The 22,799-nt window shown below is 39.8% G+C and carries 20 protein-coding genes; 13 read left to right on the forward strand and 7 right to left on the reverse strand.

Annotated elements, in window-relative coordinates:
* The first annotated feature begins 124 nt into the window (after positions 1 to 124).
* From F4V44_RS21535 to F4V44_RS21550, 4 genes are read left to right on the forward strand one after another with little or no spacing between them, the layout of a single operon-like run.
* Positions 125 to 1,129: a FecCD family ABC transporter permease gene (locus F4V44_RS21535; RefSeq protein ID WP_150442065.1), complete on the forward strand. Its 1,005-nt coding sequence runs from the start codon at positions 125 to 127 to the stop codon at positions 1,127 to 1,129.
* Positions 1,126 to 2,181: a FecCD family ABC transporter permease gene (locus tag F4V44_RS21540; RefSeq protein WP_150442066.1), complete on the forward strand. Its 1,056-nt coding sequence runs from the start codon at positions 1,126 to 1,128 to the stop codon at positions 2,179 to 2,181. The genes F4V44_RS21535 and F4V44_RS21540 overlap by 4 nt, the downstream gene beginning before the upstream one ends.
* A gap of 57 nt (positions 2,182 to 2,238) precedes the next feature.
* Positions 2,239 to 3,060 (forward strand): ABC transporter ATP-binding protein, encoded by an 822-nt coding sequence (locus tag F4V44_RS21545; protein WP_150442067.1) that lies wholly within the window; start codon positions 2,239 to 2,241, stop codon positions 3,058 to 3,060.
* Positions 3,053 to 3,832 (forward strand): IucA/IucC family C-terminal-domain containing protein, encoded by a 780-nt coding sequence (locus F4V44_RS21550; protein WP_191090800.1) that lies wholly within the window; start codon positions 3,053 to 3,055, stop codon positions 3,830 to 3,832. The genes F4V44_RS21545 and F4V44_RS21550 overlap by 8 nt, the downstream gene beginning before the upstream one ends.
* A 34-nt stretch (positions 3,833 to 3,866) precedes the next feature.
* On the opposite strand, the gene ilvD is transcribed toward F4V44_RS21550, so the two are convergent.
* The gene (gene ilvD, locus F4V44_RS21555; RefSeq protein WP_396897511.1) at positions 3,867 to 5,549 is read right to left on the reverse strand and encodes a dihydroxy-acid dehydratase; all 1,683 of its coding nucleotides are present in this window, start codon (positions 5,547 to 5,549) and stop codon (positions 3,867 to 3,869) included.
* A 301-nt stretch (positions 5,550 to 5,850) separates the two neighbouring features.
* On the opposite strand from ilvD, the gene F4V44_RS21560 reads away from it, so the two are divergent.
* The 3 genes from F4V44_RS21560 to F4V44_RS21570 are packed head-to-tail and all read left to right on the forward strand — an operon-like array spanning position 5,851 to position 8,166.
* Entirely contained in the window at positions 5,851 to 6,705 is an 855-nt protein-coding gene (locus F4V44_RS21560) for an amino acid ABC transporter substrate-binding protein (RefSeq protein ID WP_150442069.1), read from the forward strand.
* Positions 6,692 to 7,393 carry an amino acid ABC transporter permease gene (locus F4V44_RS21565; RefSeq protein ID WP_150442070.1) on the forward strand — a complete coding sequence of 234 codons (702 nt, stop codon included), beginning with the start codon at positions 6,692 to 6,694 and terminating at the stop codon, positions 7,391 to 7,393. The genes F4V44_RS21560 and F4V44_RS21565 overlap by 14 nt, the downstream gene beginning before the upstream one ends.
* 35 nt (positions 7,394 to 7,428) lie before the next feature.
* The gene (locus F4V44_RS21570; RefSeq protein ID WP_150442071.1) at positions 7,429 to 8,166 is read left to right on the forward strand and encodes an amino acid ABC transporter ATP-binding protein; all 738 of its coding nucleotides are present in this window, start codon (positions 7,429 to 7,431) and stop codon (positions 8,164 to 8,166) included.
* 98 nt (positions 8,167 to 8,264) lie between these two features.
* Here the strand turns inward: F4V44_RS21570 and F4V44_RS21575 are convergent, their stop codons facing one another.
* Positions 8,265 to 9,260 carry a D-cysteate sulfo-lyase gene (locus tag F4V44_RS21575; protein WP_150442072.1) on the reverse strand — a complete coding sequence of 332 codons (996 nt, stop codon included), beginning with the start codon at positions 9,258 to 9,260 and terminating at the stop codon, positions 8,265 to 8,267.
* A 129-nt stretch (positions 9,261 to 9,389) separates the two neighbouring features.
* Positions 9,390 to 9,989: a DNA-3-methyladenine glycosylase gene (locus F4V44_RS21580; RefSeq protein WP_150442073.1), complete on the reverse strand. Its 600-nt coding sequence runs from the start codon at positions 9,987 to 9,989 to the stop codon at positions 9,390 to 9,392.
* A 118-nt stretch (positions 9,990 to 10,107) separates the two neighbouring features.
* Between F4V44_RS21580 and proC the strand changes: the two genes are divergently transcribed.
* On the forward strand, positions 10,108 to 10,914 hold the full coding sequence (gene proC, locus F4V44_RS21585) for a pyrroline-5-carboxylate reductase (RefSeq protein ID WP_150442074.1): 807 nt from the start codon (positions 10,108 to 10,110) through the stop codon (positions 10,912 to 10,914).
* Between the two features lie 171 nt (positions 10,915 to 11,085).
* Here proC and ade read toward each other — a convergent pair whose 3' ends face one another.
* A complete protein-coding gene (gene ade, locus F4V44_RS21590; RefSeq protein ID WP_150442075.1) occupies positions 11,086 to 12,822 on the reverse strand; it encodes an adenine deaminase in 1,737 nt (578 codons plus the stop codon).
* A gap of 67 nt (positions 12,823 to 12,889) precedes the next feature.
* Positions 12,890 to 13,354, reverse strand: a complete 465-nt coding sequence (locus tag F4V44_RS21595; protein WP_150442076.1) for a nucleoside deaminase — start codon at positions 13,352 to 13,354, stop codon at positions 12,890 to 12,892.
* A 246-nt stretch (positions 13,355 to 13,600) separates the two neighbouring features.
* Between F4V44_RS21595 and F4V44_RS21600 the strand changes: the two genes are divergently transcribed.
* The gene (locus F4V44_RS21600) at positions 13,601 to 14,389 is read left to right on the forward strand and encodes a TIGR00266 family protein (RefSeq protein WP_150442077.1); all 789 of its coding nucleotides are present in this window, start codon (positions 13,601 to 13,603) and stop codon (positions 14,387 to 14,389) included.
* A 57-nt stretch (positions 14,390 to 14,446) separates the two neighbouring features.
* On the opposite strand, the gene F4V44_RS21605 is transcribed toward F4V44_RS21600, so the two are convergent.
* Together F4V44_RS21605 and F4V44_RS21610 are read right to left on the reverse strand one after the other, a co-directional pair.
* Positions 14,447 to 14,797, reverse strand: coding sequence for an ArsR/SmtB family transcription factor (locus tag F4V44_RS21605; protein WP_150442078.1), 351 nt, complete (start codon positions 14,795 to 14,797; stop codon positions 14,447 to 14,449).
* A 54-nt stretch (positions 14,798 to 14,851) separates the two neighbouring features.
* Positions 14,852 to 16,615, reverse strand: a complete 1,764-nt coding sequence (locus tag F4V44_RS21610) for a SulP family inorganic anion transporter (RefSeq protein WP_150442079.1) — start codon at positions 16,613 to 16,615, stop codon at positions 14,852 to 14,854.
* Positions 16,616 to 17,075: 460 nt separating this feature from the next.
* Between F4V44_RS21610 and F4V44_RS21615 the strand changes: the two genes are divergently transcribed.
* From F4V44_RS21615 to qoxC, 4 genes are all read left to right on the forward strand, one after another.
* Entirely contained in the window at positions 17,076 to 18,710 is a 1,635-nt protein-coding gene (locus F4V44_RS21615; RefSeq protein ID WP_150442080.1) for an ABC1 kinase family protein, read from the forward strand.
* A gap of 542 nt (positions 18,711 to 19,252) precedes the next feature.
* Entirely contained in the window at positions 19,253 to 20,173 is a 921-nt protein-coding gene (gene qoxA / locus F4V44_RS21620) for a cytochrome aa3 quinol oxidase subunit II (RefSeq protein WP_150442081.1), read from the forward strand.
* An 82-nt stretch (positions 20,174 to 20,255) separates the two neighbouring features.
* Entirely contained in the window at positions 20,256 to 22,202 is a 1,947-nt protein-coding gene (qoxB, locus tag F4V44_RS21625; protein WP_150442082.1) for a cytochrome aa3 quinol oxidase subunit I, read from the forward strand.
* Positions 22,202 to 22,798 carry a cytochrome aa3 quinol oxidase subunit III gene (gene qoxC, locus F4V44_RS21630; protein ID WP_150442083.1) on the forward strand — a complete coding sequence of 199 codons (597 nt, stop codon included), beginning with the start codon at positions 22,202 to 22,204 and terminating at the stop codon, positions 22,796 to 22,798. The genes qoxB and qoxC overlap by 1 nt, the downstream gene beginning before the upstream one ends.
* Position 22,799: the final 1 nt, after the last annotated feature.

Consider the following 22,799-nt stretch of genomic DNA (forward strand, 5'->3'; position numbering starts at 1 on the left):
TATATTTCTAAAATAAATATACAAGACTAATTGAAAATGATTATCAAAGTCATTGACAGAATCATAGTTTTTCAAATAGACTAAATTTACGAATTAATATATCAAACTTGAAAGGTTTATAGATATGCTTTTAAAGACAAATGGACAGAAGGCAGCAGGTCTCATTATTGCGGTTATTTTATTATTGTTACTCATGTGTGCCAGTATTGTATATGGCTATACAGATACAACCTGGAAAATGGCGTGGGATGCTTTTCAAAGTAATAACGGATCAAATGAACATCTTGTGATTACAACTGTTCGATTACCTAGAGCATTAATTGCTGCAGCGGTGGGCGGCAGTCTAGCTATCGCTGGGGTACTATTGCAAACACTAACAAAAAATCCCCTTGCCTCGCCTGAAATTTTTGGGATAAACTCTGGAGCTGGTTTTGCTGTTGTGATTGGGGTGACTTTGTTCTCAATCGGAAATTTGCAAGCCTTTGCATGGGCCGCGTTTTTAGGGGCAACGATAGCGGTTGTTGGAATTTACTCAATCGGATCAATTGGCAGAGAGGGTCTGACGCCATTAAAGCTCACATTGGCGGGAGCTGCATTGACGGCGATGTTTTCTTCCTTTACACAGGGGTTTCTTGTCTTAAATGAAGCAGCATTAGAGCAGGTTTTGTTTTGGTTAGCAGGATCTGTTCAGGGAAGGAAGCTAGAGATATTAACGGCATTATTCCCGTATTTATTGGTTGGATGGCTTGGATCTCTTCTGCTTGCTTCGAAATTGAATATTTTGGCAATGGGTGATGATGTTGCGAAAGGATTAGGACTTAATACATTTTTAATAAAAATTGCCGCAGCTGTGATGGTCATTCTATTGTCAGGCGGTTCGGTTGCCATTGCCGGACCGATTGCGTTCGTTGGAATTGTTACGCCTCATTTGACTCGTGCCATCGTAGGGATTGATCATCGCTGGATTATTCCATTCTCGGCTCTGCTTGGCGGCATGCTCTTACTTATGGCAGATATTCTGGCTCGTTATGTGATTATGCCGGAAGAAGTTCCTGTTGGTGTAATGACTGCTATTATTGGAACGCCATTCTTTATCTATATTGCAAGAAGGGGGTTTCATTCAAAATGAGTCCTTACAAGAGTATCAGATGGTTTAGAGGAAAAATCTCCTTTCTTTTAGATAAAAGGGCGGCAAAAGTGTTTGTGATAATGGCTATAGCTGCTGCAATAATTTTTATTGTCAGCACAGGGACAGGTGATATGAAGATCAGTCCTCTTTCCGTCATACAAGTTTTCTTTGGCGGCGGTACGGAGATGGAGCAGCTCGTTGTTACGAATTTTCGTTTGCCAAGAATTATTATTGCTCTTATGGTGGGAATTTCCTTGGCTGTTGCTGGGGGAATTCTCCAAGGGATGGTCAGAAATCCATTAGCATCTCCGGACATGCTGGGAATTACAGGGGGAGCCGCGGTTGCTGTTGTTGGGTTTTTAGCCTTTTTTAGTGATAAAAATAACGCTTTAACCGTAAGTATTAAATGGCTGCCGTTAGCGGCCTTTGTAGGAGCTGGAGTTATTGCCTTTCTTGTTTATTTTTTAGCATGGAAAAATGGAGTATCGCCTATTCGTCTAATATTAATCGGGATTGGGCTCTCAGCACTTATGCAGGCACTTACAACCTTAATGATGATTTTAGGCCCAATTTACCGTGCAAGTCAGGCAAATATTTGGATTACTGGAACCGTTAACGGGTCCAATTGGAATCAGGTTAGTCTATTGGTTCCATGCACGGTCATTCTAATTGCCGTCTCACTGATGATGGCACGAAATATGAATGTGCAGGAACTTGGCGATGAGATAGCGACCGGAGTAGGGGGACATGTTCAACGACAGCGTTTTTTTCTGATGGTGATAAGTACGGCATTAATTGGAAGCTCTGTTGCTTTTGCCGGGGGAATTGGATTCGTAGGCTTAATGGCGCCGCATATGGCAAGAAGACTTGTGGGATCTTCTTTCGGTGCATTATTACCGGTTTCAGCACTCATTGGAGGAATTCTTGTTATGCTGGCAGACTTGATTGGGAGAACTTTATTTTCTCCATTAGAAATCCCAGCAGGAGTATTTACATCAGCAATAGGAGCACCTTATTTTATATACTTACTGTTTAAAACTCGGAATGCATAGAAAAGCGGAAGCATCTATATAGGAAATAAATAGAAATGGTAAAAGGAGAGAATCCTTATGGAACAGGTAATTGAAACGAAAGATCTCACCCTTTCATATGGTGATTCAATGATTATTGAAGAAATGAATCTTTCCATCCCAAAAGGGGAGATTACTGTTTTTATTGGTGGAAATGGCTGTGGGAAATCTACACTTCTTCGTTCGATTGCCCGACTGTTAAAACCAAAATCAGGGACTGTTTTAATAGATGGAAATGCCATTGCAAAAATGTCAACAAAGGATGTTGCAAAACAAATGGCGATACTTCCTCAGTCCTCTGAAGCACCTGAAGGTTTGACTGTTCTGCAGCTTGTGAAGCAAGGCCGATATCCGTATCAAACATGGCTGAAGCAATGGACCCAGGAAGATGAGGAGAAAGTGAATAATGCTTTAGCTGCAACAGGAATCGAAAATTTGAAGGATCGGGCTGTTGATTCCCTATCAGGAGGTCAACGTCAACGAGCATGGATTGCGATGACATTGGCTCAAGATACGGATATTATTCTTCTCGACGAACCAACAACCTATTTGGATTTAACACATCAAATTGACATACTTGATCTTCTGTTTGAGCTCAATGAAAAGGAAAAAAGAACCATTGTTATGGTTTTACACGATTTAAATTTAGCTTGCCGCTATGCTCATAATATCGTGGCAATCAAGGACAAGAAGGTTTTTGCACAAGGACAACCTGAATTTGTAATTAATGATAAATTGGTGAGAAATGTATTTGGGTTAGAATGCGATGTTATACTAGATCCGCATTACGGCACCCCATTGTGTATTCCTTTTGGGAAAGGACGACGCATTAAGAAGAAGGATGGAATGGTGTATGCCTGATTTTCTTAATCGAGCTGAAATAGAAGAGTTAAGCCAGTTTCGTTTAACTACGGAAAAGAATGCATCAGACCAGTCTATTCGCTTACATGAGTTATTTGATGATTATGTATTGTTAAAGTATTTAGAATGGGCAGGCACCTATATTGGGTCCCCTGATGTAAAGGTAACAGCCTCTCTTTTCGTCAAAAGATATGCTATTTTAGCCGTCATTTCGTTATATGCAATGACGGCATGGAATAAAAAAATAAACATGTCATTCCAAAATATAAGTCTCCAAACTCAAGAAGGAGATAAAATCTGGTTACCTCAATTTTATTTTCATCAAATGAGCGTAGAAACCTTTTGTACAGAAAGGGAACGTTTTAGGGAAGAAGTAATCAAAGATGTTTTCACTAATCATATGTATGTAATGATTTCACAAATATCAAAGGTTACAAAACAGTCTAAACAAATTTTTTGGGAAAATATCTCTATTTATTTATTTTGGCTCTATGAAACAGCGTTTACAAAAATAGATGATATAGAAATAGAGAAAAGAGCAAATGAAGACTATCATTATCTAATCAATGAAGCACCTGGGAGTCTTTTTGGAGACTGTCGGGAAAATCCATTAAAAAAGTTTTATGATAATAAAAAGTATGAGGATCAAAACGGGGTTGAAATTCGTATCAGAACAACCTGTTGTTTAAACTATAGGTTAGAAGGACCGGCTATATACTGCAATACATGTCCAAGAAAATGCAGAAAGGCAGATTCAAAATCAAAAAAATGAAACCTCCAAAACGAAGGTTTCATTTTTTTTGTGATTAGATTTTCAAGACACCGCCGGAGCTTGCGTTTGTTACAAGCTTGGAATAGCGGGCTAAATATCCTTTTTTCACTTTTGGTTCAAAGCCTTTCCAGTTGGCTTTGCGTTTTTCCATTTCTTCATCAGAAACCTCAAGCGTAATCTTGCGGTTATTCATATCAAGTTCAATGATGTCGCCGTCTTCAACAAAAGCAATTGGACCGCCTTCTGCTGCTTCTGGAGAAATATGTCCAATGGAAATTCCACGAGATGCGCCTGAGAAACGGCCGTCAGTAATTAAACCAACCTTTGCACCAAGGCCGCGTCCAACGATTTGAGATGTTGGAGCAAGCATTTCAGGCATACCAGGACCGCCTTTTGGACCTTCATAGCGGATAACAACAACGTTGCCTTCTTGTACTTTACCAGTAATGATTCCAGATAGTGCTTCCTCTTGTGAATCAAAGCAGATAGCCGGTCCTCTATGGTAGCCGCCAACAGATGGATCTACCGCACCGACTTTAACGATTGAACCTTGTGGTGCAAGGTTACCGAATAAAACAGCAAGACCGCCTTGTTCTGAATGAGGATTATCAAGTGGACGGATGACATTCGTATCTAAGATTTCTGCACCCTCAACATTTTCACGTAAAGTTTTTCCAGATACAGTCAAGCAGTCGCCGTTAATGGTTCCCGGCTTTTTAAGAACTTCGTTAATGATTGCACTAACTCCGCCAGCTTTATGCACATCTTCAATATGATAGTCTGAAGCAGGTGCAATTTTTGCTAGATGCGGTACACGTGCAGCCACTTCATTAATACGTTCTAATGAGTACTCAATCTCTGCTTCTTGTGCTAATGCTAATGTGTGCAGAACTGTATTCGTAGATCCGCCCATTGCCATGTCTAATGCAAATGCATTATCAATTGCCTCTAATGTTACGATATCACGAGGTTTAATATCCTTTTTGATTAGCTCCATTAATTGTGTAGCTGACTTTTTAACAAATTCACGACGCTCAGGAGCTGTAGCTAAGATGGTACCGTTACCTGGAAGTGCTAGTCCAAGTCCTTCTGCTAAACAGTTCATAGAGTTTGCTGTGAACATTCCTGAACAAGAACCGCATGTCGGGCATGCTACCTGTTCAATTTCTTTTAATCTTGCTTCGTCGATATTACCTGCTTGGTAGGCTCCTACTCCTTCAAATACAGAATTCAGGTTAAGAGCATTTCCTGCTGAATCTGTACCAGCTGCCATTGGGCCGCCGCTGACAAAGATTGTTGGAATATTTACACGAAGTGCTGCCATCATCATTCCTGGTGTGATCTTATCACAGTTTGGAATACAGACCATCCCATCGAACCAGTGAGCAGAAACAACTGTTTCTACTGAATCAGCAATGATTTCACGGCTTGGAAGGGAATAACGCATTCCGATATGTCCCATCGCAATTCCGTCGTCCACTCCGATTGTATTAAATTCGAAAGGAACACCGCCTGCTTCACGAATAGCTTCCTTTACAATTTTTCCAAATTCCTGTAAATGAACATGTCCAGGAACAATATCAATATAAGAATTACAAACCGCAATAAATGGTTTGCCGAAATCTTCTTCCTTCACACCGGCTGCACGAAGCAAGCTTCGATGCGGCGCACGGTCGACACCTTGTGTAATCATACTACTGCGTAATTCTGCCAATATAATTCCCCCGCTTTCTAGCAATTTATCTTCTTTAGTTAATATTTAAACTTTTTATTATTTTAGCACTATTAGTCGAATAAGGGTAGGTTTTTTGACTTGGAATAAGGTGGAGGGAGTAAAGGGATCATCTGTTTAATTGGCCATTTTATGTCTATAGTATCAGCTCTTCAAAATATTTTATTAAAAAAATTTAATTGAAAGGGTCTCATGCCATCGTTGCATAATTCAGCACTATTTTAAGAATCCTATTAAAAGCTAATATTATTGGCCATAAAACCAATCATAACCAGGAGGTATTTAGATGAAGAAATATTCTTTATTCCTTATTCTTCTATTCAGCTTAAGTATCATGCTTTTTGCTTGTGGAACGAATGAAGCCGAGCCGGAGAATGAGGAAAATAATGCAGCTGAGACTGAGAAACATGACGATAAAGAACATGAAGAGAAAGGACATGATTTATTAGGTAAAATCAAAGACGAAGGCAAACTTACGGTTGGAACAGAAGGTACATATGCTCCTTTTACTTTCCATGATGAAAGCGGGGAGTTAACCGGATTTGATGTAGAGATTTCAAAAGAAGTGGCTAAACGAATGGGTGTGGAGGCTGAGTTTTCAGAAACACAATGGGATGCCATGTTTGCGGGCTTAGATGCCGAGCGTTTTGACATGGTCGCTAATCAGGTCGGAATTCGCCCGGACCGCCAGGAAAAATATGATTTCTCCAATCCGTATATTACATCAAAGGCCGTATTAATTACTCATGAAGAGAATGAAAGCATAAAAAGCTTTGAGGATATAAAAGGGTTACGGGCAGCCCAATCAATGACAAGTAATTATGGCGATATTGCTCGTGAATATGGGGCTGAAATTGTTGGAGTAGAAGGGTTTATGCAGTCAGTTGAATTGATTAATTCAAAACGTGCAGATGTAACCATTAACGATAATATCTCCTTTCTTGATTACAAGAAAAAGCAGCCGGATGCTCCTGTAAAAATAGTGGCAGAGAGAGAAGAGGCAAGCCAAAGCGGTCTCATGTTCCGCAAGGGGAATGAGACTCTTGTAGAAGCCGTGAATAAAGCTCTGCAGGAAATGATTGATGACGGGACGTACGAAAAAATATCTGAGAAATGGTTTGGTGAAAATGTACTTAAATAATATTATGATGGATCAGGATCGTACTGCCAGACTAATTGAAATTGCAAAAAATTCCCTTCAGCCGCTGCTGGAGGGAGCCGTGCTTTATACGATTCCGTTAACCGTCATAACGTTTATCATCGGACTACTGCTAGCTGTTTTAACGGCACTTGCGCGTTTATCTTCTATTAAAATACTGCAAATGATTGCAAGAGTCTATGTGTCAGCGATAAGAGGAACGCCTTTACTAGTGCAATTATTTATTCTATTCTATGGACTTCCGACAATTGGCATTATCATAGACCCATTTCCATCGGCAGTCATTGGATTTTCATTAAGTGTGGGGGCCTATGCGTCAGAGATTATACGGGCAGCGATTGTTTCCATTCCCAAGGGACAATGGGAAGCCGCATATTCCATTGGTATGTCTTATACCCAGGCGTTAAAACGAATTATTCTCCCGCAGGCATCACGAGTATCGATTCCTCCGCTTTCTAATTCATTTATCAGTTTGGTGAAGGATACTTCGCTGGCAGCGATGATTCTTGTGACAGAAATGTTCAGAAGAGCCCAAGAAATTGCTGCTACAAATTATGAATTTTTACTTTTATATTCAGAGGCAGCTCTTATTTATTGGGTGATTTGTTTTCTGTTATCCATTGTACAAGGCAGACTTGAAAGCCGATTTGACCGTTATGTGGCAAAGTAATATTTGCGGAAGCATTTTGAATAAGGAGTTAGTCCATGATCACGATAAAGAATTTACATAAACGCTTTGGTGAATTGGAAGTATTAAAGGGAATTGATTTAGAAGTGGGGAAGGGGAAAGTCGTGGTTTTAATTGGACCATCCGGTTCTGGGAAAACGACCTTTCTTAGATGCATGAATGTGCTGGAAATCCCGACAAAAGGCAGTATTTCAATTGAAAATCAAGCCCTTGATTTTTCCCAGAAAGTACCGAAGAAAAAGGTCCCTCTTTTTCGGAGTTTAACCGGTATGGTTTTCCAAAACTATAATTTGTTTCCCCACAAGACAGCACTTGAAAATGTCATGGAAGGACCAATTACGGTAAAAAAGGAGTCGAAAGATACCGTCAGAAAAAGAGCAGAAGAACTGCTGTCAAAGGTTGGACTGGGTGACAAGCTTGATTATTATCCGTTTCAGTTATCGGGCGGTCAGCAGCAACGGGTAGGAATTGCTCGTGCTTTAGCAATGGAGCCAAAGGTGATGTTATTTGATGAACCAACCTCTGCACTTGACCCTGAGCTTGTTGGTGAAGTGTTAAAAGTCATGAAGGACCTTGCACGGGAAGGGATGACGATGATTGTGGTTACTCATGAAATGCGCTTTGCCAAGGAAGTGGCAGATGAAGTCATCTTTATGGAGGGGGGCGTGATTGTGGAACAAAGCAAACCTAATGAGATGTTTACGAACCCGAAAGAAGAGAGGACAAAGCAGTTTTTGAGACTGATACAAGAGTAGGCAGGAATTCGGAGGCAGCTTAATGAAGGACAAACCCAGACAAATTCTCTATGAAATGTCCTTCATCAGTAAGTACTGCATATTTTTAACAAAGACTCTTATTGAAACAGAGAGGTATTCGCATATAAAGCAGGAGAGCCGCCGGAATGAACAAATAAAATAGAATCTTCTTTGTTAAAGTGACCTTGTTGAATGAGATCTATCAGCCCTGCGGCCGCTTTGCCTGTATAGACTGGATCAAGCAAAATTCCCTCTGTTCTGGCCATCAGCTTGACTGCTTCTATCATTTCAGGTGTAGGTATTGCGTATCCAGGCCCGACATATTCATCAAAGCATGTGACAGCATCACGATTAATAGAGTTCGGTAGACTAAGATGAGCAGCATGCTCAGTAGTAAGCTGAAAAACCTTCTCCTCTTGTGCCGCTTTTCCTCTGCTGACATTTATCCCGATGACAGGAATACCGCTATGATTGCTATAAAATCCTGTTATTAATCCGGCCTGCATTCCGCCGCTTCCACTGACACACACCACAGCATCAAAGTGTAATTCTTGATCAAACATTTGTGTTAAAATCTCTTGCGCGCAGGCTGCATATCCAGTTGCACCAATCACATTAGAGCCGCCTACAGGAATTAGATAAGGACGTCTTCCTTCTTTTGAGAGCTCTTCGGCAATCCTTTGCATTTCTTTGATTAAATCCGATCCATTCGGAACGATTTTAATATTTTCTGCACCTAATAAATAATAGAGAAAATAGTTGCCGTTAAAATCGGGCTCCGTACTTTCTTCCACACCTTCTTCCAGAACAAGAATGCATTTCAAATTCTCTTTTACAGCAGCAGCTAATGTTAAACGGCAATGGTTCGACTGAATACCGCCGCAAGTAATAATAGTATCTGCGCCATGCTTCAAAGCATCTGCCATAAGAAATTCTAATTTTCTTGTTTTATTTCCACCGGCAGTCAGGCCAAGCTGGTCATCGCGTTTCATATAAATAGAGGGTCCGCCGAGAGCTTCAGAGAATTTCTCTAATTTCTCGATGGGGGTGTAAGATGACGTATATCGTTTTCTAGGAAAAAGCGCTAAATTCATGGGAAATCTCCTTTCGTATTTAAAAGTAACTAATGCTATGTAAAAAGAAGTTTAGTCGTACAAACTCAGGTGTTATAATAACAAGCGGTTTTGTTTTAATCAAAATCTATTCTAGTCCGCATAGAATGGTTATTTTGCGTTACTTTTACGGTGTCGGGAAACAAAGGAATTACCTGTTACCCAAAACCTCCATGGATAATCCTTAGCCTCACCGGCGTTATCAATTCCAATTCGAGGACCGACTGAAATGTCTTCGGGGGATTTTCCAGCAGCTATATACAACGGCGGGTGAGTAAAGGAATGGCCATAATCCTCCATTGTAATACCGAGTGCTTTTGTTAATTTACCTGGTCCATTCGTTAGATTTTTCAAGTTCTCTATGCCTCGACGTTCCTTCATTAATTCCAAACCTTGGACAGGTTCTACTGCCCTGATTAAGATGGCCTCAGGTTTGTCCAGTGGTCCGCTTACAACATTCACAAGTGTATGGGTATGCATCACATACGTATACACTAATCCTGCCTCACCAAACATGATTTCTGTTCGTTTCGTACGCCGATTTCCATAACTATGTGCGGCTCTGTCTTCCGGTCCCATATAGGCTTCCGTTTCCACAATATAGCCGGAAGCAACACCTTCAGAGGTTTCTTTCATAAGCAGACATCCAAGTAGTTCTTTTGCAAGGTCAAGTGTAGGCTTTTTAAAAAATTCAAATGGTAATGGTTCCATGGCTAACACTCCTGAAAAAATGATGTTTCTTGATTGTAGCAAAGAGGAAACATTTTCTCCACCTTCTGTATTTGCTATGATGTGGATAGTGACCGAATGCGAAGAGGAAGTGAAGAAAATGAACAAAAATATTGGGTTTATTGGCTGTGGTAAGATGGGGCGTGCCATTATGGCAGGGATGCTGAAGGCCGATATTGTGGAACATAACAATATTATGGTAAGTACTGGGAGAGAATCGACCCTTTTGGAAGTGAAAGAGTGTTATAAAGTGCAGGGCAGTCTTCATAATCAAGAGGTAGCGGAATGGTCTGATCTTCTGTTTCTAGCCGTTCATCCATCCTCTCATGATAAAGTTCTATCTGAAATCAAAGGGAGCTTGAAGGAAGACGTTGTGGTCATCACCATGGCAGCGGGAATAACAATCGAACAAATTGAAAAAGGAATCGGCAGGAAGGTAAAGATTGTACGGACGATGCCGAATACGCCCTCATTAGTTGGGGAAGGGATGACTGCAATGAGTATTAGCAGCTTTGTGACTGAAACCGACTTAGAGATTGTAAAAAGGTTACTAAATAGTTTCGGCAGAACTGAAATGATAGATGAAAATCTTATGGATGCGGTCCCTGCGATTAGCGGTTCTTCACCGGCATATGCATATATGTTCATTGAAGCACTGGCAGATGGCGGTGTCCGCGACGGAATTCCCCGAGCACAGGCCTATCGTATGGCTGCTCAAGCAATGCTGGGAGCGGCAAAAATGGTGTTAGAGACAGGGAAACATCCCGGTGCATTAAAGGATGACGTCTGCACACCAGGAGGTTCGACTATTCGAGCCGTAGCGGCATTGGAAGAAAACCAATTCAGGGCAGCAATTTTAGAAGCCATGAAGGCTTGTACGGAACGGACGAAGGGGATAGGGAATTGACAAAAAGTAAAAATGAATTGAATCGAAGCGAAGACTGTCAAAAAATGTTTCATGTGAAACATTTTTTGACAGTCTTATCTATTTTTCCAGAAATAGATAAGGATTTTTGCAGAAAAAAAGGAGGGAAATCCCCTCCAGTGTAACGGATTAAATGATGATATAGTTATAATTCTACTCAATCCCAATATGCTCAAATCGGCCAACGCTGAATAGTCCCTTAACGGTCAGCTTTAACTCCGGAATGACTGGTAAAGCGAGGAAAGACAAAGTCAAAAATGGGTTAAAATGCTCGCTGGCCCCAAGCCTTTTTAAAGCTTGATTCAGATTCTGCAGTTCCTTATATACCTCCTGGTAAGTTCCTAGTGAAATTAATCCTGCAATAGGAAGTTTTAGGGAGGCAAGAATTTCACCGTCTTTTACAGCAATTAATCCGCCTTGCATGTTTTTTATTTCTTGGGCGGCAAAAAGTATATCATGGTCATTTGTTCCACAAATAATGAGGTTATGTGAATCATGAGCAACAGTCGTAGCAATGGCACCCGATTTTAACCCCAAGCCCTTCACAATCCCGGCACCAACAAGTTTGGTTCGTTTATGTCTTTCTATGACAACAAGTTTAAGCTGATCTTTTACAATAGAGGGCTCGAAGCACCCGGTATCATTGAGGTTGACCTCCTCAATCAAATGATTGGTTAAAAGACTGTTCGGAATAATCTCTATGATATTCGCCTTTGCTTGCTGCAAGGGGATAGCTAAATCCTTTGCACCTAGGTTATGGAAAAACACCGTTTTCTTTAGTTCTTCTGGTACTTCCAGCCCGGTTTCAGTAAATCCCTTTAATGCACCGTTCACCATCACTGCATGACCGTCTTTATACACCTGTGTAATAGTTATGCAGTCCAAATCTTCTATTAGCAGGAAGTCAGCCTGATAGCCGGGGGCAATAGCTCCTTTCTCACTCAAGCCAAAACATTCGGCAGTATTTATGGTTGCCATTTGAATCGCTGTAATAGGGTCTATTCCTTCTTGAATCGCTAAATGGACATTATAGTCGATGCTTCCTTCCTCAATGATGTCATCCAAATGCTTATCATCTGTTACGAAAAGGCAGCGGCGTGAATTCCGTTCATTAACAACGCTAATCAGTCTGCGTAAATCCTTCGCGACTGTTCCTTCACGAATCATGACATACATTCCTTTTTGAAGCCTGGCTTTCGCCTCTTCGGCAGTTGTACACTCATGGTCTGTACGGATCCCGGCTGACATATAGATATTTAAGCTGGATGCTGAAAGTCCTGCACCATGACCATCGATTTTCTTCCCAGACCTAGCCGTTTCAATTAGTTTATTAATCATATTTTGTTCACAATCTCGAACAGCAGGATAATTCATGACTTCAGCTAATCCCAGCACTCTTGGGTGTTGGAAAAAGGGTCTTAGTTCTTCTATATTTAGTACGGCACCTGCGTGCTCAAAAGGGGCTGCTGGTACACAAGAAGGGAGCATAAATAGAAAATCAACCGGCAGACCTTCGCTGGAATCGAGCATATATTGTATGCCTTTGACACCGGAAACATTGGCGATTTCATGGGGGTCATTGATGACAGTCGTGACTCCATGTAAAAGAAGAACCTTTGCAAATTCTTGAGGAGTGATCATAGAGGATTCTATATGAACATGGCCTTCTATGAAGCCTGGGGAGATATAAGAGCCTTTTGCATCGATAGTCTCTTTACCCGCGTATGTTCCAACTCCCGCAAAATATCCATCAACAATCGCAACATCTCCTTCTATGATCTCGGCATTAAAAACATCAATGACTTTTCCATTCTTAATCACAAGGTCGGCAGGCTCTTCCCCTGCAGCTACTCTAATTCTCTTTGTTAATTTTTCAACGTCCACTTTTATCTACCCCATCTCTTATTAGTGATAGGAGTCTACGAAAACTCCGACATGAAGGATGCTCTAAAAAATACTAATAATTAATTTTATTACGTGATGTCGTCCAGGCTTGAAAAGGTAACTCTGCATGTTTCGGAAAGATTTGCTTCATTGGGATTGACCGTTGATCAGGGGAGAGGGCAATCTGTTCGTAAATAAATTGATCATCAAAGCCAACCTTTGCTGCGTCCTCTTTCGTGCAGGCATAGTATACAGCTTTTGGTCGTGCCCAAAAGATTGCTCCTAGGCACATTGGACACGGTTCACAGCTCGTATATATTTCACAATCATCAAGCTGGAAGGATTTCAGAAATTGACAAGCCTCTCTAATAGCCTGAACTTCTGCGTGTGCAGTGGGATCGTTTAGAGTAGTAACTTGATTTCTACCAACCCCAATCACCGTTCCATTTTTAACTACGACTGCTCCAAATGGCCCTCCCTTATCGCCAGATACATTGTCGATAGCGGCATCGACAGCCATATTTATATATTTATCCATAGTTTTCACTCCTCATCTTTTCTAAATGTACTTTTCACATTATATTTTTTCATTTTCTTATTAATGACAGAGAAACAGAATATGGGTTAATCCCCTCTTAAAAAGGAAAAAATGAAAAAAGTGAAACTTTTTGCATGATTGAACGGTATATATCGATAGAAATAGAATTTAAATATCCTTTATGTGGAAAATGAATGGTAAAATAGAATGATGTCTGAATATTAATTTTGGTCAGGAGGAACTTTGATGAATAATCATGAAATTGATTACAAGCTCTACGGTGATGATATGCAGTTTGTGGAAGTTGAGTTGGACCCAGGTGAAACGGTTATTGCTGAAGCAGGCGGCTTGATGATGATGGAAGACGGAATACGTATGGAAACGATTTTCGGCGACGGCTCAGGCGGAGGCGGAGGACTGATGGGCAAGCTGTTCAGTGCCGGAAAACGTGTAATCACTGGTGAAAGCTTGTTCATGACAACATTTACGAATGAAGGCAGCGGGAAGAAGCATGTTTCCTTTGCCTCTCCGTATCCTGGTAAAATCATTCCAATGGATTTAAGTGAGCTTGGCGGAAAAATTATTTGTCAAAAGGATGCCTTTCTTGCAGCTGCTAAGGGTGTGGCTGTAGGTGTGGAATTTCAACGGAAAATTGGCGCCGGATTCTTCGGTGGTGAAGGCTTTATTATGCAAAAGCTTGAAGGTGATGGGCTGGCGTTTATTCACGCAGGAGGAACCATTATTAAAAAGGATCTCGCTCCGGGAGAAGTTCTTCGTGTGGATACAGGATGTTTAGTAGCTATGACAAGAGAGGTTGATTATAACATCGAAATGGTAAAGGGAGTGAAAACAGCCCTTTTTGGCGGTGAAGGGTTATTCTTTGCCACGCTAAGAGGCCCGGGATCTGTTTGGATTCAATCTCTTCCATTCAGCCGATTGGCCAGCCGTGTGTTTGCTGCTGCACCGCAAAGCGGCGGAGCGTCAAAAGGTGAAGGCGGTATTGGCGGTATTTTTAACATGTTTACAAATGATTAAACCAAACAAGATAAAAAAGGGTTGAACAGCCGTTTTTTGTTCAACCTTTTTTCTTAATCATTCTTCTTCAATAGTATCCTCTTCTTGATCAACAATTTTATCTAAGATGTTAATTGTATCAACTAAATGATTATTAAAGATTTGTTTCGCTACAACAAGGAGATCAATGATTAACGGGTCTCGTAATGAATAGATAACTCGATTTCCATTTTTCGTACCGACGACAATGTTTTTTGTTCTTAAGACCATTAGCTGTTGGGAAACCGTCGATCCTTCACTGCCAATTGCGTTTTGAATTTCGTTAACACCAAAATCTCCTTCTGACAATACCTCTAAAATTCTAATACGTAATGGATGGGCAAGGGCTTTAAAGAATTCCGCTTTAAATTGTTGCATTTCTAAATTCAATTTATCCAGCTCCTTAAAGAGATGGACGCTTTATAATAGTAACGTCCTTTTTATTTAGTTAATAGAAGTATATACCTTTTTGGGCTCAACAACCAACTCTTTTGAACTCGAAAGATTTCTGCATTCACTAAAAGCGAACTGGCTGCATCCAAGACACTTGCTTGTATTGACATGATTTAACGCAAATTGAATGGCATCACCGGTATGTTTGAAGCAATGTTCTTCGCCAATTAATTCATATAAACCAGTTTTCTTTATCATTTCTTCAGGCTGGGCATTAAGGCCGGAGACCAATATGGTTCCATGTTTAGAAAACTCTTTAACAATGCTAGTAAGAGTGGCTTCCCCTGTAATATCGATAAAAGGAACTTTTCCCATTCGTAATAACAAGAGTGATGGTTTATGGCTGATGGTATTCATAATGGTTTGTTGGAAAGTTTGAGCAACCCCGAAAAACAGTGGTCCCTCTACATTAACAATGGTAATTTGAGGACAATCATGCCCATCGTATACCATTTGTGTTTCAACTTTTTTGCCGGCTTTATTCAAGTTTGGTAATGCTCTTGCGATTACTTGAGCATCAACCATTCGTTTGGTAAACAAGAGGACAGCTAATAAAAGACCAACCTCAACGGCTGTTGTTAAATCAACGAATACGGTTAAGAGAAACGTAACAACTAGAACAAGAGAGTCAGAGGTTTTTGTTTTTAATATATGGGAAAAGATATGTCTCTCGCTCATATTCCAAGCCACAACCATCAAAACAGGTGCAAGGCTAGCAAGAGGAATATGGGATGCCAAAGGTGCAAATATCATTAGTATTAATAAGACAACGATTCCATGAATAACCCCGGATAACGGGGAGACAGCTCCGTTTTTAATATTGGCTGCGGTTCTGGCAATCGCACCGGTAGCTGGAATTCCGCCAAAAAGGGGAGTAATGATATTGGCAATTCCCTGTCCAACCAGCTCTTTATTGCTGTTATGGCGTGTGCTAGTCATTCCATCAGCTACAACAGCAGATAGAAGGGACTCGATTCCGCCTAGCAGCGCAATGACAAGAGCTGGCCCAATTAATTGCTGTATCGTACCTAAATCCACCTGTGGTAAAGATATACTTGGCAGCGTATTAGGAATTTCACCGTAAGCAGTCCCAATCGTAGCTACTTGGCCAGGATAGAAGAAGACTGCCGCGAGAGTGGATAAGAGCAGCCCAATTAAAGGACCGGGTACCTTTGGAAACCATTTTGGCGTTAGAAGTATGGTAATTAAACAAATGACTGCTGTTAAGATGCTGTAACTATTAACAGTATCTATTTGGCGGAAGATTTCCGACATATTTTCAATAAAGCTTTCTTTCTTTTCAATTCCAGTTAAACCTAGGAAACTAGCAATCTGTCCCGTGAAAATGGTAACAGCAATCCCTGCTGTAAAACCAATGGTGACTGGACGAGGAATGTACTTAATGAGTGAGCCTAGCTTGAAGAGGCCCATTAGAACTAAGATAAAGCCTGCCATGATCCCGGCAACAAGAAGATTTTCGTAGCCATAGGACATGACAATACCAAAGAGGATAGGGATGAAAGCACCAGTTGGACCGCCTATTTGAAATTTTGAACCTCCAAAAAGTGAAATTAAAATTCCAGCAATAATCGTTGTATAGATACCGTATTCAGGCTTTACTCCGGAAGCGATGGAAAAGGCCATTCCAAGAGGGATGGCAATAATCCCTACAATTATTCCCGAAATAAGATCCTTCTGTAAAGAATGCCAACTGTAATGATGAAATCTCTCGTCAAAAAGAAATTTTCGGACCATCTTTTACTTATCTCCCTTATTAAATATTTATATATTTGATTATTTAAATATACTTTAACCAAATACTATGATAATTCCTCTTCTTTGTCAAAAGATATTATTCGTAAAAATAAGCTTTGTTTATTAACATGATTGATTTTTTACTCATCTAAAGCTGCAGGGGTATGAAGTGACAGGAGAAAATGATTTTTCTCCTGTCACTTCATACCCCTGCAGCAACCTTTCAGCACAGCTGAAAGGCGTGAGAAGTGTCCATTTCCCACGGATGAGTCAAAAATCTGACTTAATCAACATGATTTGTCAGCACAGCATAAAAAACGAATAAAAAGTGACAAGAATATGGTCATTTTAGAATGAAAACGATGAAAAAGATAAAGAATGGTAAGAGTGAGAAATGCGAATAGAAGTCGAATGATATACAATGTAAGGGACATCACTTTGAAAAGGGGTTTGTTTTATCATGAAGTATTTCTCCCTCTATAGAATTTACACCATTGTATGGTTGGCAGTGAGAATCTTTATAGAAATTGTCTTTTTTAAGAAAAGACATCGCGGAAATTGGAATGACAAAGTAGAACAGCAGTGGGAGGAACTGCTTCGCAGACAAGCACATCGGTACAAAGAGAAAGCCTTGTATCTAGAAGGAGTTATGATTAAGCTTGGTCAATATTTAAGTACTCGTAAGGATATTATGCCTGACATTTATATAAAGGAGTTAACCGACCTGCTGGATCAAGTTCCGTCGGTACCATGGGAGAAGTCGAAAAAAGTGATCGAGGATGAATGGAATAAGCCCTATAGTGAAGTACTTCACGAAATAAGTGCCAAACCGATTGCATCAGCGTCTATCGGTGAAGTATACCGGGGAACCTTGCATTCAGGTGAAGAAGTTGCCGTGAAAATACAGCGTCCGAAAATTGGCGAGATTATTTATAGTGATTTCAGAGCGGTTAGGATTGTACTTTGGCTTGCTAGGCGTTTTACAAAACTAGAGAATTCAATGGACCTCAGCTTATTCTATCGAGAATTTGTCAGAACCATTGGTGATGAGTTAAATTTCCACCTTGAGCTTGAGAACGGTCTTTATTTCCAGAAAAAATATGAAGATTTTCCAGGGCTTGAAATTCCCGATTATTATCCTGAGTATTCCACGAAGCGAGTTTTGGTCATGGAATGGAAGGAAGGGAACAGGATTAATGATTTGGCATTTTTGGAAAAGCACCATATTAATAAATATAAAATATCAAATGTGTTACTAGAAAGCTTTCTTGGTCAGCTTTTAAATGAAGGGAAGTTTCATGCAGACCCTCATCCAGGGAATATTATGGTAAAGGCAGATGGAACGATTGTTTTAATTGATTTTGGTATGATTGGAGTCATCCGGAAAAGGGATGCCATGTATATCCGGGATATTGTGATTGGAATCCTATTAAAGGATTATAAAAAAGTCGTTGATGGAATTGAAGGCATGAGATTTTTGCTGCCGCATGCTGATAAGGAAGAGATTGAGCGAGTTCTGAGAATGTTAATTGAAACTTACAGCGATAACGGGTTAAAGGCAAATGACACAAGAGTCGTAGAAGAAATCATGAATGATATTGAAAAACTGGTTAATAATCAGCCGATTCAATTACCAAGCGAATATGCCTTTTTGGGACGGGCTATTTCGACCTTTATTGGTATTCTTTATAGTCTTGATCCTGAAATGGACTTATTAGAAATGAGCAAGCCGATGCTGACGAGATGGTTGAAGGAGAATTCAGAAGGCGCGAAAGAAACTGTAGTGAATTTTGCCAAGTCTTCCTTAAAACCGCTCGTATCATTGCCAAATCAGCTTCAACAAGCATTAGAAGAGCCAAGAAAATATCGTGAATGGAAACGAACAAATGAAATAATAAAGATGAAACACGAAATGGTCGTTTCAAGGAAAAGAGATGCATTTCTTCTATGTCTGTTAAGCTGTATCCTTATCTATGTCAGTTTCTATTTAAATCAATATTATTTATTGTATGCGAGCTCCGGACTGCTGCTAATTAGTATTGCTTATTATATAAGAATGCTTCTTCAGCATCGAAGGCTTATGGATAAATCTTAAAAAAAACTGGAGCGAGTAACACAAAAAGGCAAGAGCTATTAATAGAAATAGCCTCTTGCCTTTTTGTGTTTAAAGTAATATATAATTCCACTAAAAGTAAGTTAATTACATTAAGTAAATACCTTCCCTTTTTATCCTTTTTCTGCTTTAATAGTGGTAGTGAAATATCTATATACTAGAATATTTTTCTAGTAATATTATTTTTTTCTAAATTTTGATGTCTAGTATTCACTCTACTAATCAAGTTGGAAGGGTTTTCATTGGCGGTATAGCAGTTTAATAGACTAGGGAGGTATGTCGTTGGCAAATTAACTGGAAAAAAATACCTTACTAAATTTGTAACAATTACCTTAGGATAATGATGTTGTTATCATGTTAATATTGTTTATGAGAAATAGCAAAAAGTAAATTCAGTGGCAATGACTAAAATCACACATTAGAAATAATTTTAGTCGATGTCGTCTGTATTTATTTTGATGCAAGCATGCAATGCTTAAATGCAAGAAAAATATATTGATACTTTCAAAGAAAGGGGTACTTGTATGAAAATTAAATCGGCTTTATTCATGTTTTTAATTACCATTACCACAGTACTTGCTGGATGTGAGCCGCTGCTGGTTCTAGATCCTAAAGGGCCTCAAGCTGAAAGGCAAGCCAGGGATATCTTGTTATCCATTGGGATCATGTCGTTTATCGTTATCATTGTTTTCGCTATTTTGATTTATGTATTAATTAAGTATCGTGCTTCAAAGCAAAGTCCGGATTATGAACCTCCACACATTGAGGGGAATCCATGGGTGGAAGCAATTTGTGTAGGTATTCCAGTACTTATTGTTGCTTACTTCTCATTTGTATCTGTACAAAGTAACTACATTGTTGAAGCAACACCAAAGGGTTATGAAGATAAAGAACCATTAGTTATTTATGCTTCATCATCCGATTGGAAATGGCATTTCAGTTATCCTGAAGAAGATATTGAAACAGTGAACTACTTGTATATTCCAACAGATCGTCCACTGGAGTTTAAGTTATATTCACACGGTTCTATTACAAGCTTCTGGATTCCGCAGCTTGGAGGACAAAAATATGCGATGTCCGATATGGTTACGACTTTACACTTAGCAGCTGACGAAAAAGGTGAAATGTGGGGACGTAACGCAAACTTTAGTGGTAAAGGATTCGCAGAAAATATGTTTAACGTTACAGCAATGTCCCAAAAGGAATTTGATGAATGGGTAGACGAAGTAAAAGAAACTGCAGATCCTCTTACAGAAGAGAAATTTGATGAGTTATTAGAACCAGGGCACCTAGGTCAGATGACATTTACAGGTACTCATTTAGAGTTTTCTCCAGCTCCAGAACATGGTCATGGTTCATCTGAGAGTGATTCAGAAGAAACACATGAAGGACACACAGAAGACATGAAAATGGATGAAGAAGATTCAGAGCATAGCGGTCATTAATCTTTAAAGAGTATCTACGTGTAGGTCCTCACAAAAAATAGTTTTATTGAGTAGTATATTTCCCGAAAGGAGCCAAAAAAGGATGGAATTTTTTGAACGTTTTGCCGTACCACATCCAAGTCCTGCGATTTATGCATCGATGGTTGCCATTGGTCTGACAGTGATTGCAATTCTTGCAGGTTTAACCTATTTTAAAAAATGGGGATATTTATGGCGTGAATGGTTAACAACAGTTGACCATAAACGTATCGGTATCATGTATTTATTATGTGCTTTAATCATGCTATTCCGTGGCGGCGTTGATGCAATCATGCTACGTGCACAACTTGCTGTACCTGATAATAAACTTCTAGATTCTCAACATTATAATGAAGTATTCACAACACACGGGGTAGTCATGATTATGTTTATGGCTATGCCATTCATTATTGGTTTCATGAACTACATTGTGCCATTACAAATTGGAGCTCGTGATGTTGCATTCCCTCGTTTAAACGCAGTTAGTTTCTGGCTGTTCTTTATGGGTGCAATGTTATTTAACATTTCCTTTGTAATCGGTGGATCGCCTGATGCAGGCTGGACATCATACTTCCCGCTGGCAAGTAATGATTTCAGTACATCTGTTGGTACGAACTATTATATGCTGTCACTTCAAATATCCGGTCTCGGTACATTGATGACAGGTATTAACATGATTACGACAATCATGAAAATGAGAGCACCTGGCATGACATTAATGAAAATGCCAATGTTCACATGGTCTACTTTAGTAGCTAACTTGATTATTATTACAGTATTCCCAGTTTTAACAGTAGCACTTGCAATGGGAACAATGGATCGATTATTTGGAACAAACTTCTTTACAACTACAAACGGCGGTATGGATATGATGTGGGCAAACCTTTTCTGGGTTTGGGGACATCCGGAAGTATATATCTTAATCCTTCCAGCGTTTGGTCTATACAGTGAAATTATTTCTACATTCTCAAGCAGAAACTTATACGGTTATAAATCAATGGTAGCTTCTATGGTTATCATCTCAGCTCTTTCATGTCTTGTTTGGGCCCACCATTTCTTTACAATGGGTCAAGGTGCATTGGCTAACAGCTTCTTCTCTATTACGACAATGGCGATTGCTGTGCCAACAGGGGTTAAGATTTTTAACTGGTTGTTCACCATGTGGAAAGGGAAGATACGCTTTACCGTACCGATGCTTTATTCAGTAGGTTTTATCCCGCTGTTTACAATCGGTGGGGTTACAGGGGTTATGCTTGCGATGTCAGCGGCTGACTATCAATACCATAACACAATGTTCTTAGTAGCTCACTTCCATAACACAATTATTCCAGGTGTTGTATTCGCAATGCTTGCTGGTTTAACGTATTATTGGCCAAAAATGTTCGGCTTTATGTTAAATGAAAGAATCGGAAAATGGACTTTCTGGCTGTTATCAATCGGCTTTGTTGTAGCATTCTTCCCAATGTATATTTCTGGTTTAGATGGTCAAGCGCGTCGTATGTACACGTACTCTGAAGCAGCTGGCTTTAGTACTCTAAATATGATCTCATTCATTGGTGCAGGAATCATGGCTGTTGCTTTCGCATTAATTGTTTACAACGTATATTATAGTGTTCGTTATGCTCCAAGAAATATCAGTGCAGATCCTTGGGATGCGCGTACGTTAGAATGGGCTACGCATACTCCAGTACCAGAATACAACTTTGCAATTGAACCGCAAATTAAAACAAGTGAACCGCTTTGGGATGCTAAAAAACGTAAACATGTTTTATTCCCGGGCAAATTGGATAAAATCCATATGCCTAATAACAGCGGCGTACCATTTATTTTAGCTTCAATTTTCTTTGTATGGGGATTTTCATTTGTATTCGCGATTTGGCCGCTTGTCATTATTTCAACAATTGGAATCTTCGCTTGTCTGGCACATCGCTCGTTTGAAAAGGACCATGGACGTTATATCTCTTTAGAGGAAGTTACTGAAACAGAAGAAAAATTAGGGGGTGCTAAATAATGAAAGCTGGTCATGCACAGCCTCTTGAATACAGTACACACCAAAATGATTTAAATATTTATGGTTTCTGGATTTTCCTTGGCGCTGAAATTATGCTTTTTGCAACACTCTTTACAACGTATTTTGTTTATGAGGGTCGGACAGGTTCCGGCCCAACTGGGGCAGAGATTTTCGAAATTACTCCAGTCCTTATTGAAACGATTCTGCTTTTAACAAGTAGTTTTCTTATTGGGCTTGGAGTACACGCGATGCGTCTTGGCAGAACAAAAGCGATGATGGCATTCTTCGCGCTTACGCTTGTTCTTGGTTTAGCTTTCTTAGGTGTTGAGATTTATGAATTTGCTCATTATGTACATGTTGGAGCAGGTCTTCAAATTAGTGCCTTCACAGCTATTCTAATGACAACATTAGGAACTCATGGATTGCACGTTACGTTCGGTTTATTCTGGGGAACAGCAATTCTGATTCAATTGAAAAAACGCGGATTGACTCCGGAAACTGCGAATAAGTCATTTATTTTCTCGCTTTACTGGCATTTCTTAGATGTTGTCTGGATTTTTATCTTCAGCTTCATCTACTTGAAAGGAATGATGTAAT

The sequence above is a fragment of the Niallia endozanthoxylica genome, from assembly GCF_008710145.1.
GTDB lineage: Bacteria > Bacillota > Bacilli > Bacillales > Cytobacillaceae > Bacillus_BD > Bacillus_BD endozanthoxylica.